This window comes from Micromonospora sp. NPDC020750, assembly GCF_044334565.1.
Lineage (GTDB): Bacteria > Actinomycetota > Actinomycetes > Mycobacteriales > Micromonosporaceae > Micromonospora.
This window is the reverse complement of sequence record NZ_JBIRTH010000004.1, coordinates 58,249-74,564: the sequence shown is the minus strand read 5'-3', so window position 1 is coordinate 74,564 and position 16,316 is coordinate 58,249. Positions and strand designations below refer to the sequence as shown.

The following is a 16,316-nucleotide window of genomic DNA, read 5'->3' as shown; positions in this document are numbered from 1 at the left end:
AAGAGTGGGGGTGGGTTTCCGTCAGGTGGCGGAGATGGTGTTGGTCATGAGCAGGGCAAGGACCAGTGTGCCCAGGGCGACCCGGTACAGCACGAAGACGTACAGGGTGTGGTGGGCGACGTAGCGCAGCAGCCAGGCGATGGCGGCGTAGCCGATGGCGAAGGCGATGAGCGTGGCGACCACCAACTGCGCCCCGCTCGGCGCGGCGGTGCCGGGCGCGGACGGTTCGAACACGTCGCCGAGGCTGAACACCCCGGACATCACCACGGCGGGGATGGCCAGCAGGAACGAGTACCGCGCCGCCGTCTCCCGGGTGAGGTTGAGCAGCAGGCCGGCGGTGAGCGTGCCGCCCGAGCGGGACACCCCGGGAATCAGCGCCATGGCCTGGGCGAAGCCCATCACGATGCCGTCGCGCATCCGGAAGTTCGTCAGGGTGCGGGTCTGCCGGCCCCAGTACTCGGCGAAGGCGAGCACGAAGGCGAAGACGATCAGGGTGGTGGCGACCAGCCAGAGGTTCCGGCCGGCGGTCTTGATCTGGTCCTTGAACAGGAAGCCGAAGAGCCCGATCGGGATGGAGCCGACGATCACGTACCAGCCCATCCGGTAGTCGAGGCTGCTGCGCACCGAGCTGTCGAACAGGCCGACCAGCCAGGTCCGGGTGATCCGCCAGATGTCCTTGGCGAAGTAGATCAGCACGGCCGCCTCGGTGCCGAGCTGGGTGACGGCGGTGAACGAGGCTCCGGCGTCGCGGTCGAAGAAGATCGCCGAGGTGATCCGCAGGTGCCCCGACGAGCTGACCGGCAGGAACTCGGTAAGGCCCTGGACGACGCCCAGCACGATGGCTTCGATCCAGGTCACTCGCCGACTCCGGCCAGGTCCAGCGCCTCGGCGACGGTGCGTAGGGTCTGCACGCCGCTGTCCCGGTCGGCCACGAAGAGGGTCACCGACAGGGTGGTGACGCCGGCGGCCGCGTACTCGCCCAGCCGCTCGGCGATGCGCTCCTTCGGCCCGAGCAGCGAGGTGCGGTCGATGAACTCCGTCGGCACCGCTGCGGCGGCGTCGCGCTGCCGCTTGGCCAGGTAGAGGTCCTGCACCTCGCGGGCGGCGTCGCCGTAGCCCATCCGGGTGGCGAGCTGGTTGTAGAAGTTCTGCTGCCGGCTGCCCATGCCGCCGACGTAGAGGGCGGCGTAGAAGCGGACCAGCTCGGCGCAGGAGGCCACGTCGTCGCCGATGACCACCGGGACCGACGGCACGACGTCGAAGCCGGCCAGCTCCTTGCCGGCCTTCGCCCGGCCGGCACGCACGGCGGCGAGCTGCTCCTCGGCGAACTCCGGGGAGTAGAAGACGGCCAGCCAGCCGTCGGCGATCTCGCCGGCCAGCTCCAGGTTCTTCGGGCCGACGGCGGCGAGATAGATCGGGATCTGCTCGCGGGGCGGGTGGAAGCCGAGCCGCAGCGCCTTGCCCGGGCCGTCGGGCAGCGGCAGCGTGTAGAACTCGCCGTCGTACTCGACCGGCTTGCGGGCGATGGCGAGCTTGACGATGTCGACGTACTCCCTGGTGCGGGCGAGGGGCTTGGCGAAGCGCACCCCGTGCCAGCCCTCGGAGACCTGCGGCCCGGAGACGCCCAGGCCGAGCCGGAACCGGCCGCCGGAGAGCGCGTCGATGGTCGCCGCCGTCATGGCGGTCATCGCCGGGGTGCGGGCGGGGATCTGCATCACCGCGCTGCCCACGTCGATCCGTTCGGTCTGCCCGGCGATCCAGGCCAGCATGCTCGGCGTGTCGGAGCCGTATGCCTCCGCGGCCCACACCACCGAGTAGCCGAGCCGGTCCGCCTCCTGGGCGAACGCCAGGTGGTCGGCGGGTGTGCTCCACGCCGTCTGGTATCCGAGGCTGAGCCCGAGTCGCACTGGTCCTCCCCCATCCGCAGCACAGGTCGCATCAGGTTACGCAACACCGGCGGCGGAGCCGATCACCGGCTCACCCCGAACGCGTCACCTCGGGGCGGACCGGCCGGGCGGATGGGAATCCCGCCGACCGCAGGGGCGAGCAGGAACTTGACGGGAGCGAGGATGTCGGTGACGGCGGGTTGGAAATAAGGTTCACCCATGCAACAGCGACCGCTCGGCCGAAGCGGGCTGGCGGTTTCCCGGCTCGCGCTCGGCACCATGACCTGGGGCCGGGACACCGACGCCGACGACGGGGCCGCCCAGCTGAAGAGCTTCCTCGATGCGGGCGGCAATCTGGTGGACACCGCCGACGTGTACGGCGACGGGGACGCGGAGGCGGTGATCGGGTCCCTGCTGGGCAGCCTGGTCCCCCGCGACGATCTGCTGATCGCGACGAAGGCCGGGCTGCGGCCGGGCAACGACCGGCGCCGGGACACCTCCCGGGGCCACCTGCTGCGCACGCTGGACGCCTCGCTGCGCCGCCTCGGCACGGACCACGTGGACCTGTGGCAGGTGCACGGGTACGACCCGGACACGCCGCTGGAGGAGACCCTGGCCGCACTGGACCACGCGGTGACCAGCGGCCGGGTCCGCTACGTCGGGGTGTCGAACTTCTCCGGCTGGCAGACCGCGCGGGCGGCGGCGTGGCAGGCGGCGTGGCCGGGGCGGGCCCCGGTGGTGGCCGCCCAGGTGGAGTACTCGCTGCTGGAACGTGGGGTGGAGCGGGAGGTGCTGCCGGCCTGCGCGGCGCTGGGGCTGGGGCTGCTGCCCTGGTCGCCGCTGGGCAGGGGGGTGCTCACCGGCAAGTACCGGCACGGCCGGCCGGCGGACTCGCGGGCCGCGTCGGCGCACTTCGAGCCGTTCGTGGCGACGTACCTGGAGCCGCGCTGCTCCAGCATCGTGGAGGCGGTGGCCACGGCTGCCGGCGGGCTGGGGGTGTCGCCGCTGGAGGTGGCGCTGGCCTGGATCCGGGACCGGCCCGGGGTGACGGCCCCGATCCTCGGCGCCCGGACGGTAGGGCAGCTCCTCGGGGCGCTCCAGGTGGAGCGGGTGACCCTGCCCGACGAGATCGTCGTCGCGCTCGACGACGTGTCGTCGGTGCCGATGGGCTACCCCGAGCGGGACGGCTGACGGGGCCCGTCGCGCCGGTAGGAACGGAGGCGGCGGTCACCTCGGGAGGGGTGGCGGACGACCGGCGGGCTGGGCAGCATGGAACCCATGGACTACGAATACGCGCCGCTGCGGTTGCCCTCGAACGTCGACCGGTTGACCGCCGCGGCGCAGCTGGCGATCCAGGCGGAGTTCTCGGGCTGGGAGCTGGCCCGGGTGCGGCTGTACCGGGACGGCACGCGGCAGGTCGTGCTGCGCCGCCGCCGGGTCGACCAACCCCAGCCGGGCCTGTCGTACTGAGCGCCGGGTCGCCACCGGGCGACCCCGGTGCGGCGCCGCCCCGGGGCGCGAGCGGACGCTCGGGCCACGAGGCAACCACTGTGCGGCGGCGCCGCCCCGGGCGCGAGCGGATGCTCGGGCCCCGGGGCGGCCACGGCCTAGTGGCGGTGACCCGCGTGGTCGTGGTCCTCGTCGTCGTGGTCGAGGAACGGGTGCTCGTCGAGGCGACCCACGAGGCGGTCGTCGGCGGCGGGCTGGAACGGGCCGACCGCGTCGTCGTCGTCGAACGACTCCAGGTCGACCGAGATGTCGACCTCGCTGACCATGACCACGCCGTCGAGCGGTTCCAGCTCCGGGACGTCCAGCGCGCTGAGTGAGCCGTCGCCGCTCTGCAGCAGCTCCAGCACCGCCTCGCCGACGCCCTCGACGGGTGCCGGCTCGTCGTCCTCGGGGGTGCCCTCGCGGCGGGCAGCCTCGGCGGCCCGGATCAGCGCGGCGACGCTGGGCACCCGGTAGTCGCGGCGCTGGCGCACCGAGATGACCCGGGGATGCGGGTCGATGGCCTCGCCGCCTTCGGCGGCGCCGAAGCGCTCGTCGGCCTCGTCGGGGTCGATGGACTCCACGTCCCAGGGTGTGACCTCGCCGAACGCGTCGAGCAGTTGCTCGTCGTACGCGAAGGAGGCGTTGTTCAGCGCGACGTACGCCTGCCAGACGTCGTCGTCGTCGACGCGGCCCTGGGCGGCCCGGACGGCGGCCAGGTGCACGCGGGCGGCGTCGATCACCCGCTCCAGGGCGGCATCTAGCTCACCGTGCTGGTCGGTCATGTACGTTCCCTTCGCAATGTGGGATGTTCCGCGCCGAACGGTAGGGCGACGGACACGGTCAGCAACTCCGGAGGAACCGGTCGAGAACCCGCACGCCGAACTGTAGTCCGTCCACCGGAACCCGCTCGTCGATGCCGTGGAACAGCCCGGAGAAGTTGAGGTCGGCGGGCAGCCGCAGCGGCGCGAAGCCGAAGCAGCGGATGCCGAGCTGAGAGAAGGCCTTGGCGTCGGTGCCGCCGGAGAGCATGTAGGGCACCGGCCGGGCGCCCGGGTCCTCCGCGCGCAGGGCCACGGACATGGCGTCGACCAGATCGCCGTCGAAGGTGGTCTCCAGGGCGGGCTGGCGCTGGATGTACTCGATCACGATGTCCGGGCCGACCAGCTCGCGCAGCTGCTGCTCCAGCAGCTCGGACTGGCCCGGCAGGCTACGGCAGTCGATGGTGGCGGTGGCCCGGCCGGGGATGACGTTGTCCTTGTAGCCGGCGGCGAGCCGGGTCGGGTTGGCGGTGTTGCGGATCGTCGCGCCGATGATGTTGGCGATCGGGCCGAGCTTGGCGATGGCGGTCTCCGGGTCCGCCGGGTCCAGCTCGACGCCGAGCAGGTCGGAGACCTCCTCGAGGAACGCCCGCACGGTGTCGGTGACCACCACGGGGAAGCGGTGCCGGCCGATGCGAGCCACCGCCTCGGCGAGGGCGGTGACCGCGTTGTCGTCGTGCACCATCGAACCGTGGCCGGGTCGGCTCTTGGCGTGCAGTCGCAGCCAGTCGATGCCCTTCTCGGCCGTCTCGATCAGGTAGAGCCGCTGGGACTCGTCGATCGTGTACGAGAAGCCGCCGACCTCGCCGATCGCCTCGCTGCAGCCGTCGAAGAGGCCGCGGTGGTGCTCGGTGAGGAAGTGCGCGCCGTAGTCGCTGCCGGCCTCCTCGTCCGCGGTGAACGCCAGCACGATGTCGCGGGCCGGCCGCACGCCGGTGCGCTGCCAGTGCCGCACCACAGTCAGCACCATGGCGTCGAAGTCCTTCATGTCGATCGCGCCGCGGCCCCACAGGTAGCCGTCGCGGATCTCCCCGGAGAACGGGTGCACCGACCACTCGTCGGGGTCGGCGGGCACCACGTCGAGGTGGCCGTGGACGAGCAGAGCGTCCCGGCCGGGGTCGGTGCCGGGGATGCGGGCGACGAGGTTGGCCCGGCCCGGGGCGGACTCGTGGATCACGACGTCGATGCCGACCTCGGTCAGCTTCTCCGCGACGTACTCGGCCGCGGCGCGTTCCCCGACGCTGGTGGCGTTGTCCCCGGTGTTCGTGGTGTCGATGCGCAGCAGGTCACGGCAGAGGTCGACGACCTCGTCGGCGGGATCGGGTCGGGCGGAAGCGGCGTCGCTCGTCATCGGCTCTTCATACCAGCAGCGACCATCGGGCAGGTCGCCCGGCCGGCCGTCCGTTTCGCGCGGGCCCGCGCCGGGTACCGCCGGTCCCGTCCCGCACCGCCCAATTGGGCCGCCCCGCCGCACCCGTCGGCCGCCGCACCCGCCACCGAGGAGGGCACCATGACCGTCCCCCTGCCCCCGTTGCCGCCCGTACCCGAGGAGAGCTATCGGCCCGGCGGGCGCAGCCTGGTCGACATCATCGACCAGGAGCACCGGCAGATGCTGGCCCTGGTTGACCGGATCGGCGGCCCCGACCCGGACCCGGAGCCCGGCGACCTGGTCCAGGTGCTCACCGCCACGGTCTCCCGGCACCTGTCGGCGGAGGAGCAGTACCTGTTCCCCGCTGTGCGGGCCGCCCTCCCGCAGGCCGGGCAGCTGGTCGACCGGGAACTTGAGGCCGCAGGCGCGCTGCTGACCGCCCTGAAGGGGCTGGCCGGTCCGGCCGATCCCGCGCTGGCCGACGTGGTCGAGCGGGTGCGTCGACACGTCGCCCAGGTCGCCGCACTGGTCGGCCCGCTGGGCGAGGTGGCCACCGACGTGGAGCTGATCCGGCTGGGCAACCGGTGGGAGATCGCCGAGGAGGCCGCGCCGACCCGGCCGCACCCGGGCACCCCGGCGACGCCACCCTGGAACCGGATCGTCGAGCCGGCGGTGGGCGTGGTGGACAAGGTCCGCGACGCGGTGACCGGCAGGCCGACGTACCTGACGGATCTGGAGCCGGAAGCGGGCCGGCCGGCGACCGCGGCGGAGGCGCGGCGACCGCCGGGCTGACCGATTATCGGACGGGCCATCCCGGACATCGGTCAACTCCGATCCACCCAGGGCCTTCCGTCGATCCCCCGAGTGGCCATACCGTCACCCTATGAATCTGGAGCTGCGACACCTGCGGGTGGTCTGCGCCATCGCGGAGACGGGGAGCGTGACCAAGGCGGCGTCCACGCTCGGCCTGGCCCAGCCGGCGCTCACCGCCCAGCTCCAACGCATCGAGCGGACCCTCGGCGGCCCCTTGTTCGAACGGGATCGGCGGGGCGCCCGGCCCACCGCACTCGGCGAGCTGGTGCTGTCCCGGGCCCGGGTCCTGCTGCCGGCCATGCAGGGCCTGCAGGACGAGGCGGCCCGGCTGGCCGGCGCCGACCCGACCCCCGCGCGGTACCGGTTCGGCGGGGTGAACAGCCCCATCCTCGGCCGCCTGGTGCACCGGCTCGCCGCCGCGTACCCCCAGGCACAGATCACCACGTACGCCTCCTGGTCCGCCGACGAGCTGGCCCAGCTCGTCGGCGGCGGCCGGATGGACTACGCCCTGGTCGGGGTGTGCGGCGACTCGCTGCCACCGACCGGACACGGGCTGACCTGGCGGGAGGTGGCGATGGAGCCGGTGCAGGTGCTGCTGCCCGAGGGACACCCGATGGTCGAGCGGGACGAGGTGCGCCTGGTGGACCTGCGCGGCGAGCAGTGGGTCGCCGCCCCCGGCGACGGCTGCTTCGGCGACTGCTTCGCCGCCGCCTGCGCCCGCGACGGCTTCACCCCCCGAAAGCTGTACGAGGCCGACGTGCGCGGCTGCGTCGACATGGTGGAGGCCGGCGCGGCGGTGGCGCTGTGCCAGGCCACCTTCCGCCCCGTGCCCGGGCTGGTGACCCGCCGGCTGGTCGGGACGCCGCTGCGCTGGCGGCTGATGCTGGGCTGGCACCCGGACTCGGCCGGAGCGGGCTTCGCCGGTGAGGTGCTGGACACGGCGGTGTCGGCGTACACCGACTCGCTCGCCGCGCACCCGGACTACCTGGCCTGGCTGCTGCGGCACCCGGAGTTCGGGGTGCGCCGGCCCGCCCCGGCCGGTCCGGCGCCCGGCGGGGCGGGTTCCGGGGTGCGAATCGCCTGATGGTGGGTAACTGGGGCGGCATGACCGATCTCTACCCCACCGCCGACGACCGGGAGACGCTGCGGGAGGCCGCCGCCGCGCACACCGCCGCCTCCCGGGACGTGGAGGCGTTCCTGCGCCGCCTGCCCGTGGTCCCCGACCCCGCCGACATCACTGAGTACGCCACCCTGCTCAGCCGGGAGGAACGGGCGCGCGGCGAGCGCCAGGCCGCCGCGAACGCCGCCGGGCTGCAGATCGGCAGCATGGAGTCGGAGTGACCGCCGCCCACGGTGGTCCCCGCGTGCGGCCGGCACGCGGGGACCGTTGAACGGCGCGGGCGAAAGGTCAGCAGGCCCGTGCGGGCCTCGGGAGCCGGCACGCCGCCGACGCGGGCCCGGCGGGTGACGTCAGCGTTCCACGAGGATGTCGTGGCCGAGGTCGAGCAGGGAGTGCCGCCACTCGTCGTCGCTGGTGCCGCCCTTCGGGCGGGCCGCCGTCAGCGCCCGGATCCGGTCGATGGCGTCCCGCATCACCTCGATGTCCTCCGGGGTCAGGTCGACCTTGCGTTTGCGCAGCACCGCGAGGATCTGCCGGCCCGGCTCGGGCAGGTCGAGGGAGGGGTTCGGCCCGAACGACTCCTCGCCGGAGCCTCGGGTCAGCAGCCAGCTGCGCAGTTGCTCGGAGGTGACGTTCACCTCGGCGTGGAAGTCCTCCCAGAGCACCTCGACCTCGGGATCGAGTCGCGCCTCGCGTACCATCACGCCTCCTCTGCGGGCGGCGGCCCGGACGGTTCCGGTTCGCCGGTGTGGGGTTGCAGGCCCTCCGGCGGCACCCGCACCCGGGTGGGGTTGGCCGTCGGCGGGGCCAGGATCGGTTCGGCCCGTTCGTCGGGTGGGTTCTCCTCGCCGCCCTCCTCGGGTTCGGTCATCTCCGTCCTCCGCCCGCTCACCGCGGGTGGGACGTGGTGGCCGCGGAGTAGTCCCGGTCGCCGGCGGTCACCTCGAAGGCGAGCGCGTCGTCGCGGGCGTCCACGGTCACCCGCTGCCCCGGCGAGATCGCGTTCTCCAGCAGCATCCGCGACATCCGGTTGTCCACCTCGCGCTGGATCACCCGCCGCAGCGGGCGGGCGCCGAACTCCGGCTGGTAGCCGCGCTCGGCGATCCAGTCGATCCCGGCGACGGTGAAGTCCACCCCGATGTCCTGGGCGTGCAGCCGGCGCCGGGTCTCCTCCAGCATCAGCTCGGTGATCTGGCGCAGTTGCTGCTGCTCCAGCCGCTGGAAGATGATCACCTCGTCGATCCGGTTGAGAAACTCGGGGCGGAAGTTCTCCTTGAGCCGGCGCATCAGCCGCTCGCGCAGCTCGTCGTTCTCCCCGGCCTCGCCGGCCGCGCCCGCGCCGAAGCCGACCGCGCGCTGGCTGCCGGTGATCAGCTCCGAGCCCAGGTTGCTGGTCATGATCAGAACGGTGTTCTTGAAGTTCACCGCCCGGCCCTGGCTGTCGGTGAGCCGGCCGTCGTCGAGCACCTGGAGCAGGATGTTGAACACGTCGGGGTGGGCCTTCTCGATCTCGTCGAGCAGCACCACCGCGTACGGGCGGCGGCGCACCGCCTCGGTGAGCTGGCCGGCCTCCTCGTACCCGACGTAGCCGGGGGGCGCGCCGACCAGCCGGGCGACGGTGTGCCGTTCCTGGAACTCGCTCATGTCCAGCCGGACCATCCGGTCGGCCTCGCCGAACAGCGACTCGGCCAGGGCCCGGGCCAGCTCGGTCTTGCCGACGCCGGTGGGGCCGAGGAACAGGAAGCTGCCCATCGGCCGGTTCGGGTCGGCCAACCCGGTCCGCGACCGGCGTACCGCCTCGGCGACCGCGCCGACCGCGTCGTCCTGGCCCACGATCTTCTCGTGCAGGTGTCCCTCCAGCCGCAGCAGGCGGTCCCGTTCCTCCTCGGTGAGCTGGGCGACGGGGATGCCGGTGGCCCGGGAGACCACCTCGGCGATCTCCTCCGGACCGACGGCCGGTACCTGGGAGCCGCCACCCTCGTCACCCTCGTCGCCCTTGGCCCGGCGGATCTGCGCCTCCATCTCGGCGATCTGGTCGCGCAGGGCGGAGGCCCGCTCGTACTGCTCGTCGGCGACCGCCTGCTCCTTGTCCCGGCGCACCTCGTCGAGTTGCTGCTCGAGCTCCCGCACGTCCGAGGCGGGGGTGCGGGTGCGCAGCCGGACCCGGGCGCCGGCCTGGTCGATCAGGTCGATCGCCTTGTCCGGCAGGTACCGGTCGGTGACGTACCGGTCGGACATCTCGGCAGCGGCGACCAGCGCCTCGTCGGTGAACCGAACCTGGTGGTGGGCCTCGTAGCGGTCACGCAGGCCGCGCAGGATGGCCACGGTGTCGTCCACGGTGGGCTCGGGCACCAGCACGGGCTGGAACCGGCGGGCCAGCGCGGCGTCCTTCTCGATGGTGCGCCGGTGCTCGTCGAGGGTGGTCGCGCCGATCACCCGCAGCTCGCCGCGGGCCAGCGCCGGCTTGAGCATGTTGGACGCGTCCATGCCGCCCTCGCTGCCCGCCCCGCCGGCGCCGACCAGGGTGTGGATCTCGTCCAGGAAGATGATCAGCTCGTCGCGGTGGGCGCGGATCTCGTCGATGACCTTCTTCAGCCGCTCCTCGAAGTCGCCCCGGTAGCGGGTGCCGGCGACCAGGCCGGCGAGGTCGAGCTGCACCACCCGCTTGCCGAGCAGGGTCTGCGGCACGTCGCCGTCGCAGATCCGCTCGGCCAGCCCCTCCACGATCGCGGTCTTGCCGACGCCGGCCTCGCCGATCAGCACCGGGTTGTTCTTGGTACGCCGGGAGAGGATCTCCACCGCCTGCTCGATCTCGGCGGACCGCCCGATCACCGGGTCGATCTGGTCGTTGCGGGCCAGTTCGGTGAGGTCCTGGCCGTACTGGTCGAGGGTCGGTGTGCCCCGGTCGGGCTTCGGGCCCGCCATCGGGCCGCGCTCGGCGCTGGCCGCCTGGAGCGACTCGGGCTGGATCCGGCCGGCGGCGAGCATCCGGCCGGCCGGGGACTCCGGATTCAGCGGGAGGGCCATCAGGATGTGCTCGGGGCCGATGTAGTTGGCACCCATCGCGCGGGAGAGCTGGTGGGCGTCGAGCAGGGCCCGCTTGGCGGCCGGGGTGAGCGACAGGTTCGGCGGCACCTCGCCCCGGGGCGCGCCGTCGCCGCGCCCGCCCAGTGCGTTGACCAGGGTGTCGGGGTCCGCGCCGGCCCGTCGGACCAGGTCGCGCAGCGGCTCCCGCTGCAACGCCGCCCAGAGCAGGTGATCGGTGTCCAGGTCGTTGCTGTGCCGCTGGGCGGCCCGGCGGGCCGCGTCGGCGAGCATCTCCCGCGCGTCGGCGGTCATCAGCCGGGTGATGTCGACCCGGTGCGCCGGCCGGCGTCCCGCCTCGCCCCGGCCGAAGTACCGGGCCAGGAACTCGTCCCACGGGTCGGAGCCGAAGTCGCCGGTTCCCGTCATGTCTTCCTCCCGCGGTCGGACGCGCTCGCCGGTGCAGTCCTCCGCCGGCACGGACGGCGGTGGCTACCCGGCGACCGGCGCGACAAACGCCCCTGGGTGGCAGGCTGGGCCCATGGATGCGAGGCCGCTGCTGATCGTGGACGCCGCCAACGTCGTGGGGTCCCGCCCCGACGGCTGGTGGCGGGACCGGGCCGGGGCTGCCGCCCGGTTACGCGACGCCCTGACCCCGGTGGCCGAGGTCGGCCTGCCGCCGCTGCTGCCCGGGCCCGCGGAGGTGGTGCTGGTGGTGGAGGGCGCGGCGCGGGGGGTGCCGACGGTGCCCGGCGTGCGGGTGGTGGCCGCGCCGGGTTCGGGCGACGACGCCATCGTCGAGCTGGTCGGCGCCGCCGTGGACCGCCGCCGGCTGGTGGTCACCGCCGACCGGGAGCTGCGCGGCCGGGTGGGTGCCCTCGGCGCGGAGGTGCAGGGCCCGCGCTGGCTGCGCGACGGGGCCCAGCGGGGCCGCGCCCGCGGCGACGACCCCGCCACCGGTCCGATTGATGGGACCGGACGACCCGCGGACGGGACTGTCGTCGACCCGTCGAGCGGACTTCCCGCACGTCAGGGCGGTAAGCGGGCGGACGGGCAGCAACACTGACAGGGCGGTTGTTCTCTCCCCGACGGGGATGGGTTGTAATGGAGATCTCCCCGCCCCCAGGAGGTCCACGTGGCGAGCGTCGCCGAGCTGAAGGCAGCGATCGATATCGCGCTACAACAGATCGGTGACGGGCAGAGTGCCGTGCAGGCCGCCGGCGAGAAGCTCGCCGAGGCGCAGCAGACCCTGGCCGGGGCCCTGGAGGGCAGCGGGCACGAGACCGTCGAGGCGGCACAGGCCTCGCTGACGCAGGCCAGCCAGGAGCTGGAGGAGTGCCTCGCGGCGACCCTCGTCGCGGTGGAGCAGGCACAGCTCTACGTCTCGACCCTGTAGGGGCGGGCGTGTCCATCATCGAGGACGTCGGGGCGCAGGTGCGGGCAGCCGCCGAGGAACTGCCGATCGCCCAGCTCGCTCTGGCGCTGGAGAAGTTCGGCCAGGCCACCGAGCGGCTGCGCTGGGTGCGGCAGGAGTCGGCCAACCCGATGGGGGTGCCCGAGCTGTCCGCCGCCACCGAGCACGCCGAGTCCGCCGGGCACGCGCTGCGGGTGGCGCAGGAGCAGCTGTCGGCGTACCTGGCGGCGATCGGGCTGGCCCCCGACAGCGCCCCCGCGGCCCGCCCGGCCGGCGACCGGCAGGTGCACGACGCGCCGCGCGGCGGGCCGCCCGCCGCCGGGGAGCAGCCGCCGCCCGCCCAGGACGACAACCCGGTGCTGCGCCGCTGGTGGGCGGTGCGGGTGGCCGAGCTGACCGGAGGCCGGGAGGGCGCGCCGGACGCGCCGGACGAGAAGGTCGGCGACTCCCGCGAGCTGCTGCGCCGGGTGGTCGACGGGGTCCGTTCCGGCGACCGGGACCGGCTGCACCGGGAGTTGCGCGGCGCGCACGCCGACGTCGGCCTCGGCCTGGCCGCGGTCGCCCCGCCGATGCTGCGCGAGCTGGCCGGCGAGCTGCTCGGCCATCCGCCCCGCGCCGACGACCTGACCCGGCTGCGCCGGGAGCTGGAGGGTCGGGTCCGCGACCTGCTCCCCGGGCTGCCCCCGCCGGCGCTGGAGACACTGCTGACCAGGATCTGCCGGATGCCCCCGCCGCAGCGCGGCAGCGGCGAGGAGCAGCCACACGCGGCCGACCCGGCGGTCACCGCCGGCGTGGCGACCGCCGTGCTGCTGGCCCGCCTCGGCAAGGATCTGCCCCGCGACCCAGGGCAGCCCGACCCGGCCGGCGAGCCCGCCCGGGAGAAGCGCCGCGAGGCCGAGCGGGACGCCTGGGACCAGGCAACGCGGGAGCGCGCCGCCCGGGAGCGCGCGGCCCGGGACCGGGCCGCCCAGGGCCGCCCGCCCGCGCCGCCCGCCGGGAACGCCGCCCGCCGGGACTCCGATGGCTGACCGGCGGACCCAACTGGTGACCCGGGTGCGCGGCATGCTCTCCGAGGCGCTGGGCGCCACCCGGGGCCGGCTCGCCGCCGCCGACGCCGAACTCGCCGCCGCCCGGGACCGGCTGACCCGGGTCGAGCGCGCCGCCGCGGCCGTGCCCGCGAGGGTGGGGGCCCAGCGGGACCGGCGGCTGGCCGAGATCGACGCCCAGCATGCCGCCCGGATCACCGAGCTGGCCCGCCGGGCCGTGGACGCCGCCCGCCGGGAGGCCCCAGGCGCGGCCTCCGCCGACTGGACGCGGTGGACCGTCACGCCGGCCGGGCGCGGCGAGCCGCCCGGCGCGGTCCGGATCGGCACCGTCCGCATCCCCGGCGCGGAGCCGGTGCCGGCGCTGGTGCCGCTGCTCGACGCCGGGCACGTGCACCTGACCGGGGCCGACGCCGACGGCGGGGCCTCCGTCGTGCCGGCGCTGCTGCTGCGTAGCCTGGGCCGGGCCGACCCGGGCGCGGTACGACTGTTCGGGTACGACCCTGAGCACCTCGGCGGAGGCCTGGCCGGGTTCGCCCCGCTGGGCACGGCCGGGCAGCTCACCTTCGTCGGGCCGGGCGGGCTGGGCCGGCTGCTGGACGACCTGGTGGAGCAGATCCGCCGGATCAACGAGACGGTGCTGGCCGGCGAGTACCGCTCGCTGCGCGAACTGGCCGGCGCGACCAACCGTCGCCCGGAGCCGTGGCGGGTGGCGGTGCTGCTCGGCGGCGACGAGCTGTCCCGGCACGAACGCGGCCAGCTCGACCGGGTGGTCCGCACCGGCGCGGCGTGCGGGGTGCACCTGGTGGTGCGGGGCGTGCCGGTGCCCGACGACCCCACGGTGACCCGGGTCGTGGTGGGCCCGGACGGCGCCCGGGTGGGCGGGCCGCCCGGCCTGCCGGTGACCCTGGACCCGCCGCCACCGGCCGCGCTGGTCACCGAGACCTGCCGGCAGGTCGCCGCCCGGGTCAACGCCGGCCCCCCGCCGGCCCCGTTCACCGACCTGCTGCCGCCTCCGGAGCAGATGTGGCGGGAGGACTCCTCCGCCGGGCTGACCGCGCCGATCGGCGAGGGCCCGCACGGCCGGCCGGTGCTGCTCAACCTCGGCGACTACCCGCCGCACGCGCTGATCGGCGGCCCGTCGGGCACCGGCAAGACCAACCTGATCTTCGCCTGGATCGGCGCGCTGGCGTCCCGGTACTCCCCCGCCGAACTGGAGTTCTACCTGCTCGACTTCAAGGAGGGGGTGTCCTTCGCCCGGTTCGCCCAGGGCCGGCGGGACCCGAGCTGGCTGCCGCACATGCGGCTGGTCGGGATCAACGTCAACACCGACCGGGAGTTCGGGCTGGCCCTGCTGCGCTTCCTCGCCGAGGAGCTGCGCCGGCGGGCCGACGCGGCGAAGAAGCACGAGGTCACCAAGCTCGCCGAGCTGCGGGCGGTGGACCCGACCGGGCACTGGCCCCGGATCGTCGCCGTGGTCGACGAGTTCCAGGCGCTGCTGGCCGGCCGGGACGTGGTGGCCCGGGAGGCCGCCGACCTGCTGGAGGACCTGGCCCGCCGGGGCCGCTCCCAGGGCATCCACCTGGTGCTGGCCTCACAGGACGTGCGGGGCATCGAGGCGCTGTGGGGGCGACCGGCGCTGGTCGCCCAGTTCACCCTGCGCATCGCGCTGCCCAAGGCGCTGCGCATCCTGGCCGAGCGCAACGACGCCGCCCAGTCGCTGCCCCGGCACCATGCCGTGATCAACGCCGAGTCGGGGCTGACGGAGGGCAACGAGGTAGCCCGCATCCCGTCGGCCAGCGACTGGGACGCCTGGAGCGAGTTGCAGCACCGGCTGTGGCGGATGCGCCCGCAGGACGCGAAGCCGGCCCGGCTGTTCGACGGCGACGCGATCCCCCGGCTGCGCGACGCCCCGGACTTCCGGGCGCTGAACCCGCCCGAGGGCGAGGGACCGCCGCGCAGCCCGGTCGCGCTGCTCGGGGAGATCATCGACGTGCAGGCCCGCTCGGCGGTGCTGCGACTGCCCCGGGCGCCCGGGCGGAACCTGGCGGTGCTGGGCACCCGGGTCGACGAGGCGTGCGCGGTGCTGGACGCCGCCGCCCGGTCGCTGGCCCGCCAGCACCGTCCCGGCACGGCCCGGTTCTCCATCGCCTGCCTCGACCCGGACGCCGACCCGGCCGCCCGGGAGCTGTACGCCGACCTCGCCGACGACGCCGCCTGGTACGACGACGAGACCCTGCCGGAGCTGATGGCCGAGACCGGCGCCGCCCTGGACCGGCCGGGCACCCCGGCCACCCCGCACTACCTGCTGCTGTACGCGGTCGACGCGGCGGCCGGCCGGCTGGCCGCGCGGGCCGGCGGGCGGACCGGGCTGGAGCAGCTGCGCCGGATCCTGCACGACGGGCCGGAGCGGCGGACCCACGTGCTGGCCTGGTGGCGCGGCGTGGCCCGGATGCGGGTGGACCTCGGCGGGCCGGCCGCCCGCACCGACCAGATCGGCGCCTGGGTGGCCCTCGACGTGCAGGGCGCCGAGCTGGGCTCGTCGCTGTACCCGGGCAGCGGGGGGCCGGACTGGTACCCCCGGCCGTGGCGGGGGCTCTTCTTCGACCGGGCGGCGCACCGCACCGGCCAGGTCATCATCCCCTACGGACCGTCGGCATGAACGAACCGGTGATCAGCGAGACGTACGCGGCGCAGGTGCGCCGGCTGGCCGAGCTGACCGACCGGGTGCGTACCCAGCGCGCCGAGGCGCGCACCTGGCACGAGCAGCAGTGCGCCGCCGCCGAGCGGGCCGTCGCGGAGGCCACCGAGCAGCTCCGGTACGCCGAGCAGGAGGCGGTCGACGCGCGCGAGCTGGTGGAGCGGGTGGACGCCGAGGCGGCCCACCTGTGGCAGCAGCTACGGGTCCGGCTGGGCGTCGGCGCCCGCCGCGTCGGGGACCCGCCCGGCCCGGCCCGGGACGCCTCGGGCGACCCGCTGCTGCTGCTGCACGGGGTGCGCGGGCTGCTGGACCGGACCCGGCAGCCCGGCGAGCTGCCCACGTCGGCGAACCCGCTGCTGGCGCTGTGCGGCGTGCTCGGGGCGGCGCTGATGTTCGCCCTCGGCGCGGGCGTCCGCGCGCTCGGCGCCCGCAACGGCGGTGACCTGGCGGTGGGGCTGCCGGTGCTGGCGCTGGTGGTGACCCTGCTCGGCCCGCTGGTCGGGCTGGCCCTGGCCAAGCGGCTCGCCGACCGCCGGCACGCGATCCTGTCGCCCCGCCCGGTCACCGTCGTTCTGGTGGCGGGCCTGGTCACCACCGGCGTGCTGCTGGTCATCACCCGCTGACCGGACCACCCGAC

General features: G+C 74.8%; 17 protein-coding genes and 1 pseudogene. 10 read left to right on the top strand and 8 right to left on the bottom strand.

What is annotated here, in order from left to right; translation table 11 throughout:
• Positions 1 to 21: 21 nt before the first annotated feature.
• The 3 genes from ACH4T9_RS14225 to ACH4T9_RS14215 form a co-directional block, all read right to left on the bottom strand.
• On the bottom strand, positions 22 to 858 hold the full coding sequence (locus ACH4T9_RS14225) for an undecaprenyl-diphosphate phosphatase (protein ID WP_396672972.1): 837 nt from the start codon (positions 856 to 858) through the stop codon (positions 22 to 24).
• A complete protein-coding gene (locus ACH4T9_RS14220; protein WP_396672973.1) occupies positions 855 to 1,907 on the bottom strand; it encodes an LLM class F420-dependent oxidoreductase in 1,053 nt (350 codons plus the stop codon). Before ACH4T9_RS14220 ends, ACH4T9_RS14225 begins: the two co-directional genes overlap by 4 nt.
• A gap of 62 nt (positions 1,908 to 1,969) precedes the next feature.
• Complete coding sequence (locus tag ACH4T9_RS14215; protein WP_396672974.1) at positions 1,970 to 2,107, bottom strand: hypothetical protein; 138 nt, start codon at positions 2,105 to 2,107, stop codon at positions 1,970 to 1,972.
• Between ACH4T9_RS14215 and ACH4T9_RS14210 the strand changes: the two genes are divergently transcribed.
• Complete coding sequence (locus tag ACH4T9_RS14210) at positions 2,106 to 3,077, top strand: aldo/keto reductase (protein ID WP_396672975.1); 972 nt, start codon at positions 2,106 to 2,108, stop codon at positions 3,075 to 3,077. The genes ACH4T9_RS14215 and ACH4T9_RS14210 overlap by 2 nt on opposite strands.
• Before the next feature lie 87 nt (positions 3,078 to 3,164).
• Positions 3,165 to 3,356 carry a DUF5703 family protein gene (locus ACH4T9_RS14205; RefSeq protein ID WP_396672976.1) on the top strand — a complete coding sequence of 64 codons (192 nt, stop codon included), beginning with the start codon at positions 3,165 to 3,167 and terminating at the stop codon, positions 3,354 to 3,356.
• 137 nt (positions 3,357 to 3,493) lie between these two features.
• Here ACH4T9_RS14205 and ACH4T9_RS14200 read toward each other — a convergent pair whose 3' ends face one another.
• Positions 3,494 to 4,159, bottom strand: coding sequence for a hypothetical protein (locus ACH4T9_RS14200; RefSeq protein ID WP_396672977.1), 666 nt, complete (start codon positions 4,157 to 4,159; stop codon positions 3,494 to 3,496).
• A gap of 58 nt (positions 4,160 to 4,217) precedes the next feature.
• On the bottom strand, positions 4,218 to 5,546 hold the full coding sequence (locus tag ACH4T9_RS14195; protein ID WP_396672978.1) for a M20/M25/M40 family metallo-hydrolase: 1,329 nt from the start codon (positions 5,544 to 5,546) through the stop codon (positions 4,218 to 4,220).
• A 159-nt stretch (positions 5,547 to 5,705) separates the two neighbouring features.
• Here ACH4T9_RS14195 and ACH4T9_RS14190 point away from each other — a divergent pair, with 159 nt between their 5' ends.
• The 3 genes from ACH4T9_RS14190 (at position 5,706) to ACH4T9_RS14180 (ending at position 7,718) form a co-directional block, all read left to right on the top strand.
• A complete protein-coding gene (locus tag ACH4T9_RS14190; protein ID WP_396672979.1) occupies positions 5,706 to 6,356 on the top strand; it encodes a hemerythrin domain-containing protein in 651 nt (216 codons plus the stop codon).
• Between the two features lie 91 nt (positions 6,357 to 6,447).
• Positions 6,448 to 7,461, top strand: a complete 1,014-nt coding sequence (locus ACH4T9_RS14185; protein WP_396672980.1) for a LysR family transcriptional regulator — start codon at positions 6,448 to 6,450, stop codon at positions 7,459 to 7,461.
• 20 nt (positions 7,462 to 7,481) lie between these two features.
• Positions 7,482 to 7,718 (top strand): hypothetical protein, encoded by a 237-nt coding sequence (locus tag ACH4T9_RS14180; RefSeq protein WP_396673064.1) that lies wholly within the window; start codon positions 7,482 to 7,484, stop codon positions 7,716 to 7,718.
• Between the two features lie 129 nt (positions 7,719 to 7,847).
• On the opposite strand, the gene ACH4T9_RS14175 is transcribed toward ACH4T9_RS14180, so the two are convergent.
• Genes ACH4T9_RS14175 through ACH4T9_RS14165 form a run of 3 tightly spaced genes read right to left on the bottom strand, consistent with a single transcriptional unit; the run spans position 7,848 to position 10,950 of the window.
• Entirely contained in the window at positions 7,848 to 8,198 is a 351-nt protein-coding gene (locus ACH4T9_RS14175) for a DUF3140 domain-containing protein (RefSeq protein ID WP_396672981.1), read from the bottom strand.
• Entirely contained in the window at positions 8,198 to 8,368 is a 171-nt protein-coding gene (locus tag ACH4T9_RS14170; protein WP_396672982.1) for a hypothetical protein, read from the bottom strand. The genes ACH4T9_RS14175 and ACH4T9_RS14170 overlap by 1 nt, the downstream gene beginning before the upstream one ends.
• A gap of 17 nt (positions 8,369 to 8,385) precedes the next feature.
• Positions 8,386 to 10,950 carry an ATP-dependent Clp protease ATP-binding subunit gene (locus tag ACH4T9_RS14165; protein WP_396672983.1) on the bottom strand — a complete coding sequence of 855 codons (2,565 nt, stop codon included), beginning with the start codon at positions 10,948 to 10,950 and terminating at the stop codon, positions 8,386 to 8,388.
• Positions 10,951 to 11,062: 112 nt separating this feature from the next.
• On the opposite strand from ACH4T9_RS14165, the pseudogene ACH4T9_RS14160 reads away from it, so the two are divergent.
• From ACH4T9_RS14160 to ACH4T9_RS14140, 5 genes and pseudogenes are all read left to right on the top strand, one after another.
• A pseudogene (locus ACH4T9_RS14160) lies at positions 11,063 to 11,431 on the top strand (hypothetical protein); the annotation flags it as partial.
• Positions 11,432 to 11,656: 225 nt separating this feature from the next.
• Complete coding sequence (locus ACH4T9_RS14155; RefSeq protein ID WP_350883072.1) at positions 11,657 to 11,917, top strand: hypothetical protein; 261 nt, start codon at positions 11,657 to 11,659, stop codon at positions 11,915 to 11,917.
• Between the two features lie 8 nt (positions 11,918 to 11,925).
• The gene (locus ACH4T9_RS14150; RefSeq protein WP_396672984.1) at positions 11,926 to 12,963 is read left to right on the top strand and encodes a hypothetical protein; all 1,038 of its coding nucleotides are present in this window, start codon (positions 11,926 to 11,928) and stop codon (positions 12,961 to 12,963) included.
• Positions 12,956 to 15,640: an FtsK/SpoIIIE domain-containing protein gene (locus ACH4T9_RS14145; protein WP_396672985.1), complete on the top strand. Its 2,685-nt coding sequence runs from the start codon at positions 12,956 to 12,958 to the stop codon at positions 15,638 to 15,640. Before ACH4T9_RS14150 ends, ACH4T9_RS14145 begins: the two co-directional genes overlap by 8 nt.
• A complete protein-coding gene (locus ACH4T9_RS14140) occupies positions 15,637 to 16,302 on the top strand; it encodes a hypothetical protein (RefSeq protein WP_396672986.1) in 666 nt (221 codons plus the stop codon). Before ACH4T9_RS14145 ends, ACH4T9_RS14140 begins: the two co-directional genes overlap by 4 nt.
• Positions 16,303 to 16,316: the final 14 nt, after the last annotated feature.

Bases quoted from the DNA above. Each gene is read 5' to 3' on its own strand.
- ACH4T9_RS14210 (WP_396672975.1), top strand. From the start codon at position 2,106: ATGCAACAGCGACCGCTCGGCCGAAGCGGGCTGGCGGTTTCCCGGCTC.
- ACH4T9_RS14215 (WP_396672974.1), bottom strand. From the start codon at position 2,107: ATGGGTGAACCTTATTTCCAACCCGCCGTCACCGACATCCTCGCTCCC.
- ACH4T9_RS14205 (WP_396672976.1), top strand. From the start codon at position 3,165: ATGGACTACGAATACGCGCCGCTGCGGTTGCCCTCGAACGTCGACCGG.
- ACH4T9_RS14200 (WP_396672977.1), bottom strand. From the start codon at position 4,159: ATGACCGACCAGCACGGTGAGCTAGATGCCGCCCTGGAGCGGGTGATC.
- ACH4T9_RS14195 (WP_396672978.1), bottom strand. From the start codon at position 5,546: ATGACGAGCGACGCCGCTTCCGCCCGACCCGATCCCGCCGACGAGGTC.
- ACH4T9_RS14190 (WP_396672979.1), top strand. From the start codon at position 5,706: ATGACCGTCCCCCTGCCCCCGTTGCCGCCCGTACCCGAGGAGAGCTAT.
- ACH4T9_RS14185 (WP_396672980.1), top strand. From the start codon at position 6,448: ATGAATCTGGAGCTGCGACACCTGCGGGTGGTCTGCGCCATCGCGGAG.
- ACH4T9_RS14180 (WP_396673064.1), top strand. From the start codon at position 7,482: ATGACCGATCTCTACCCCACCGCCGACGACCGGGAGACGCTGCGGGAG.
- ACH4T9_RS14175 (WP_396672981.1), bottom strand. From the start codon at position 8,198: ATGGTACGCGAGGCGCGACTCGATCCCGAGGTCGAGGTGCTCTGGGAG.
- ACH4T9_RS14170 (WP_396672982.1), bottom strand. From the start codon at position 8,368: ATGACCGAACCCGAGGAGGGCGGCGAGGAGAACCCACCCGACGAACGG.
- ACH4T9_RS14165 (WP_396672983.1), bottom strand. From the start codon at position 10,950: ATGACGGGAACCGGCGACTTCGGCTCCGACCCGTGGGACGAGTTCCTG.
- ACH4T9_RS14145 (WP_396672985.1), top strand. From the start codon at position 12,956: ATGGCTGACCGGCGGACCCAACTGGTGACCCGGGTGCGCGGCATGCTC.
- ACH4T9_RS14140 (WP_396672986.1), top strand. From the start codon at position 15,637: ATGAACGAACCGGTGATCAGCGAGACGTACGCGGCGCAGGTGCGCCGG.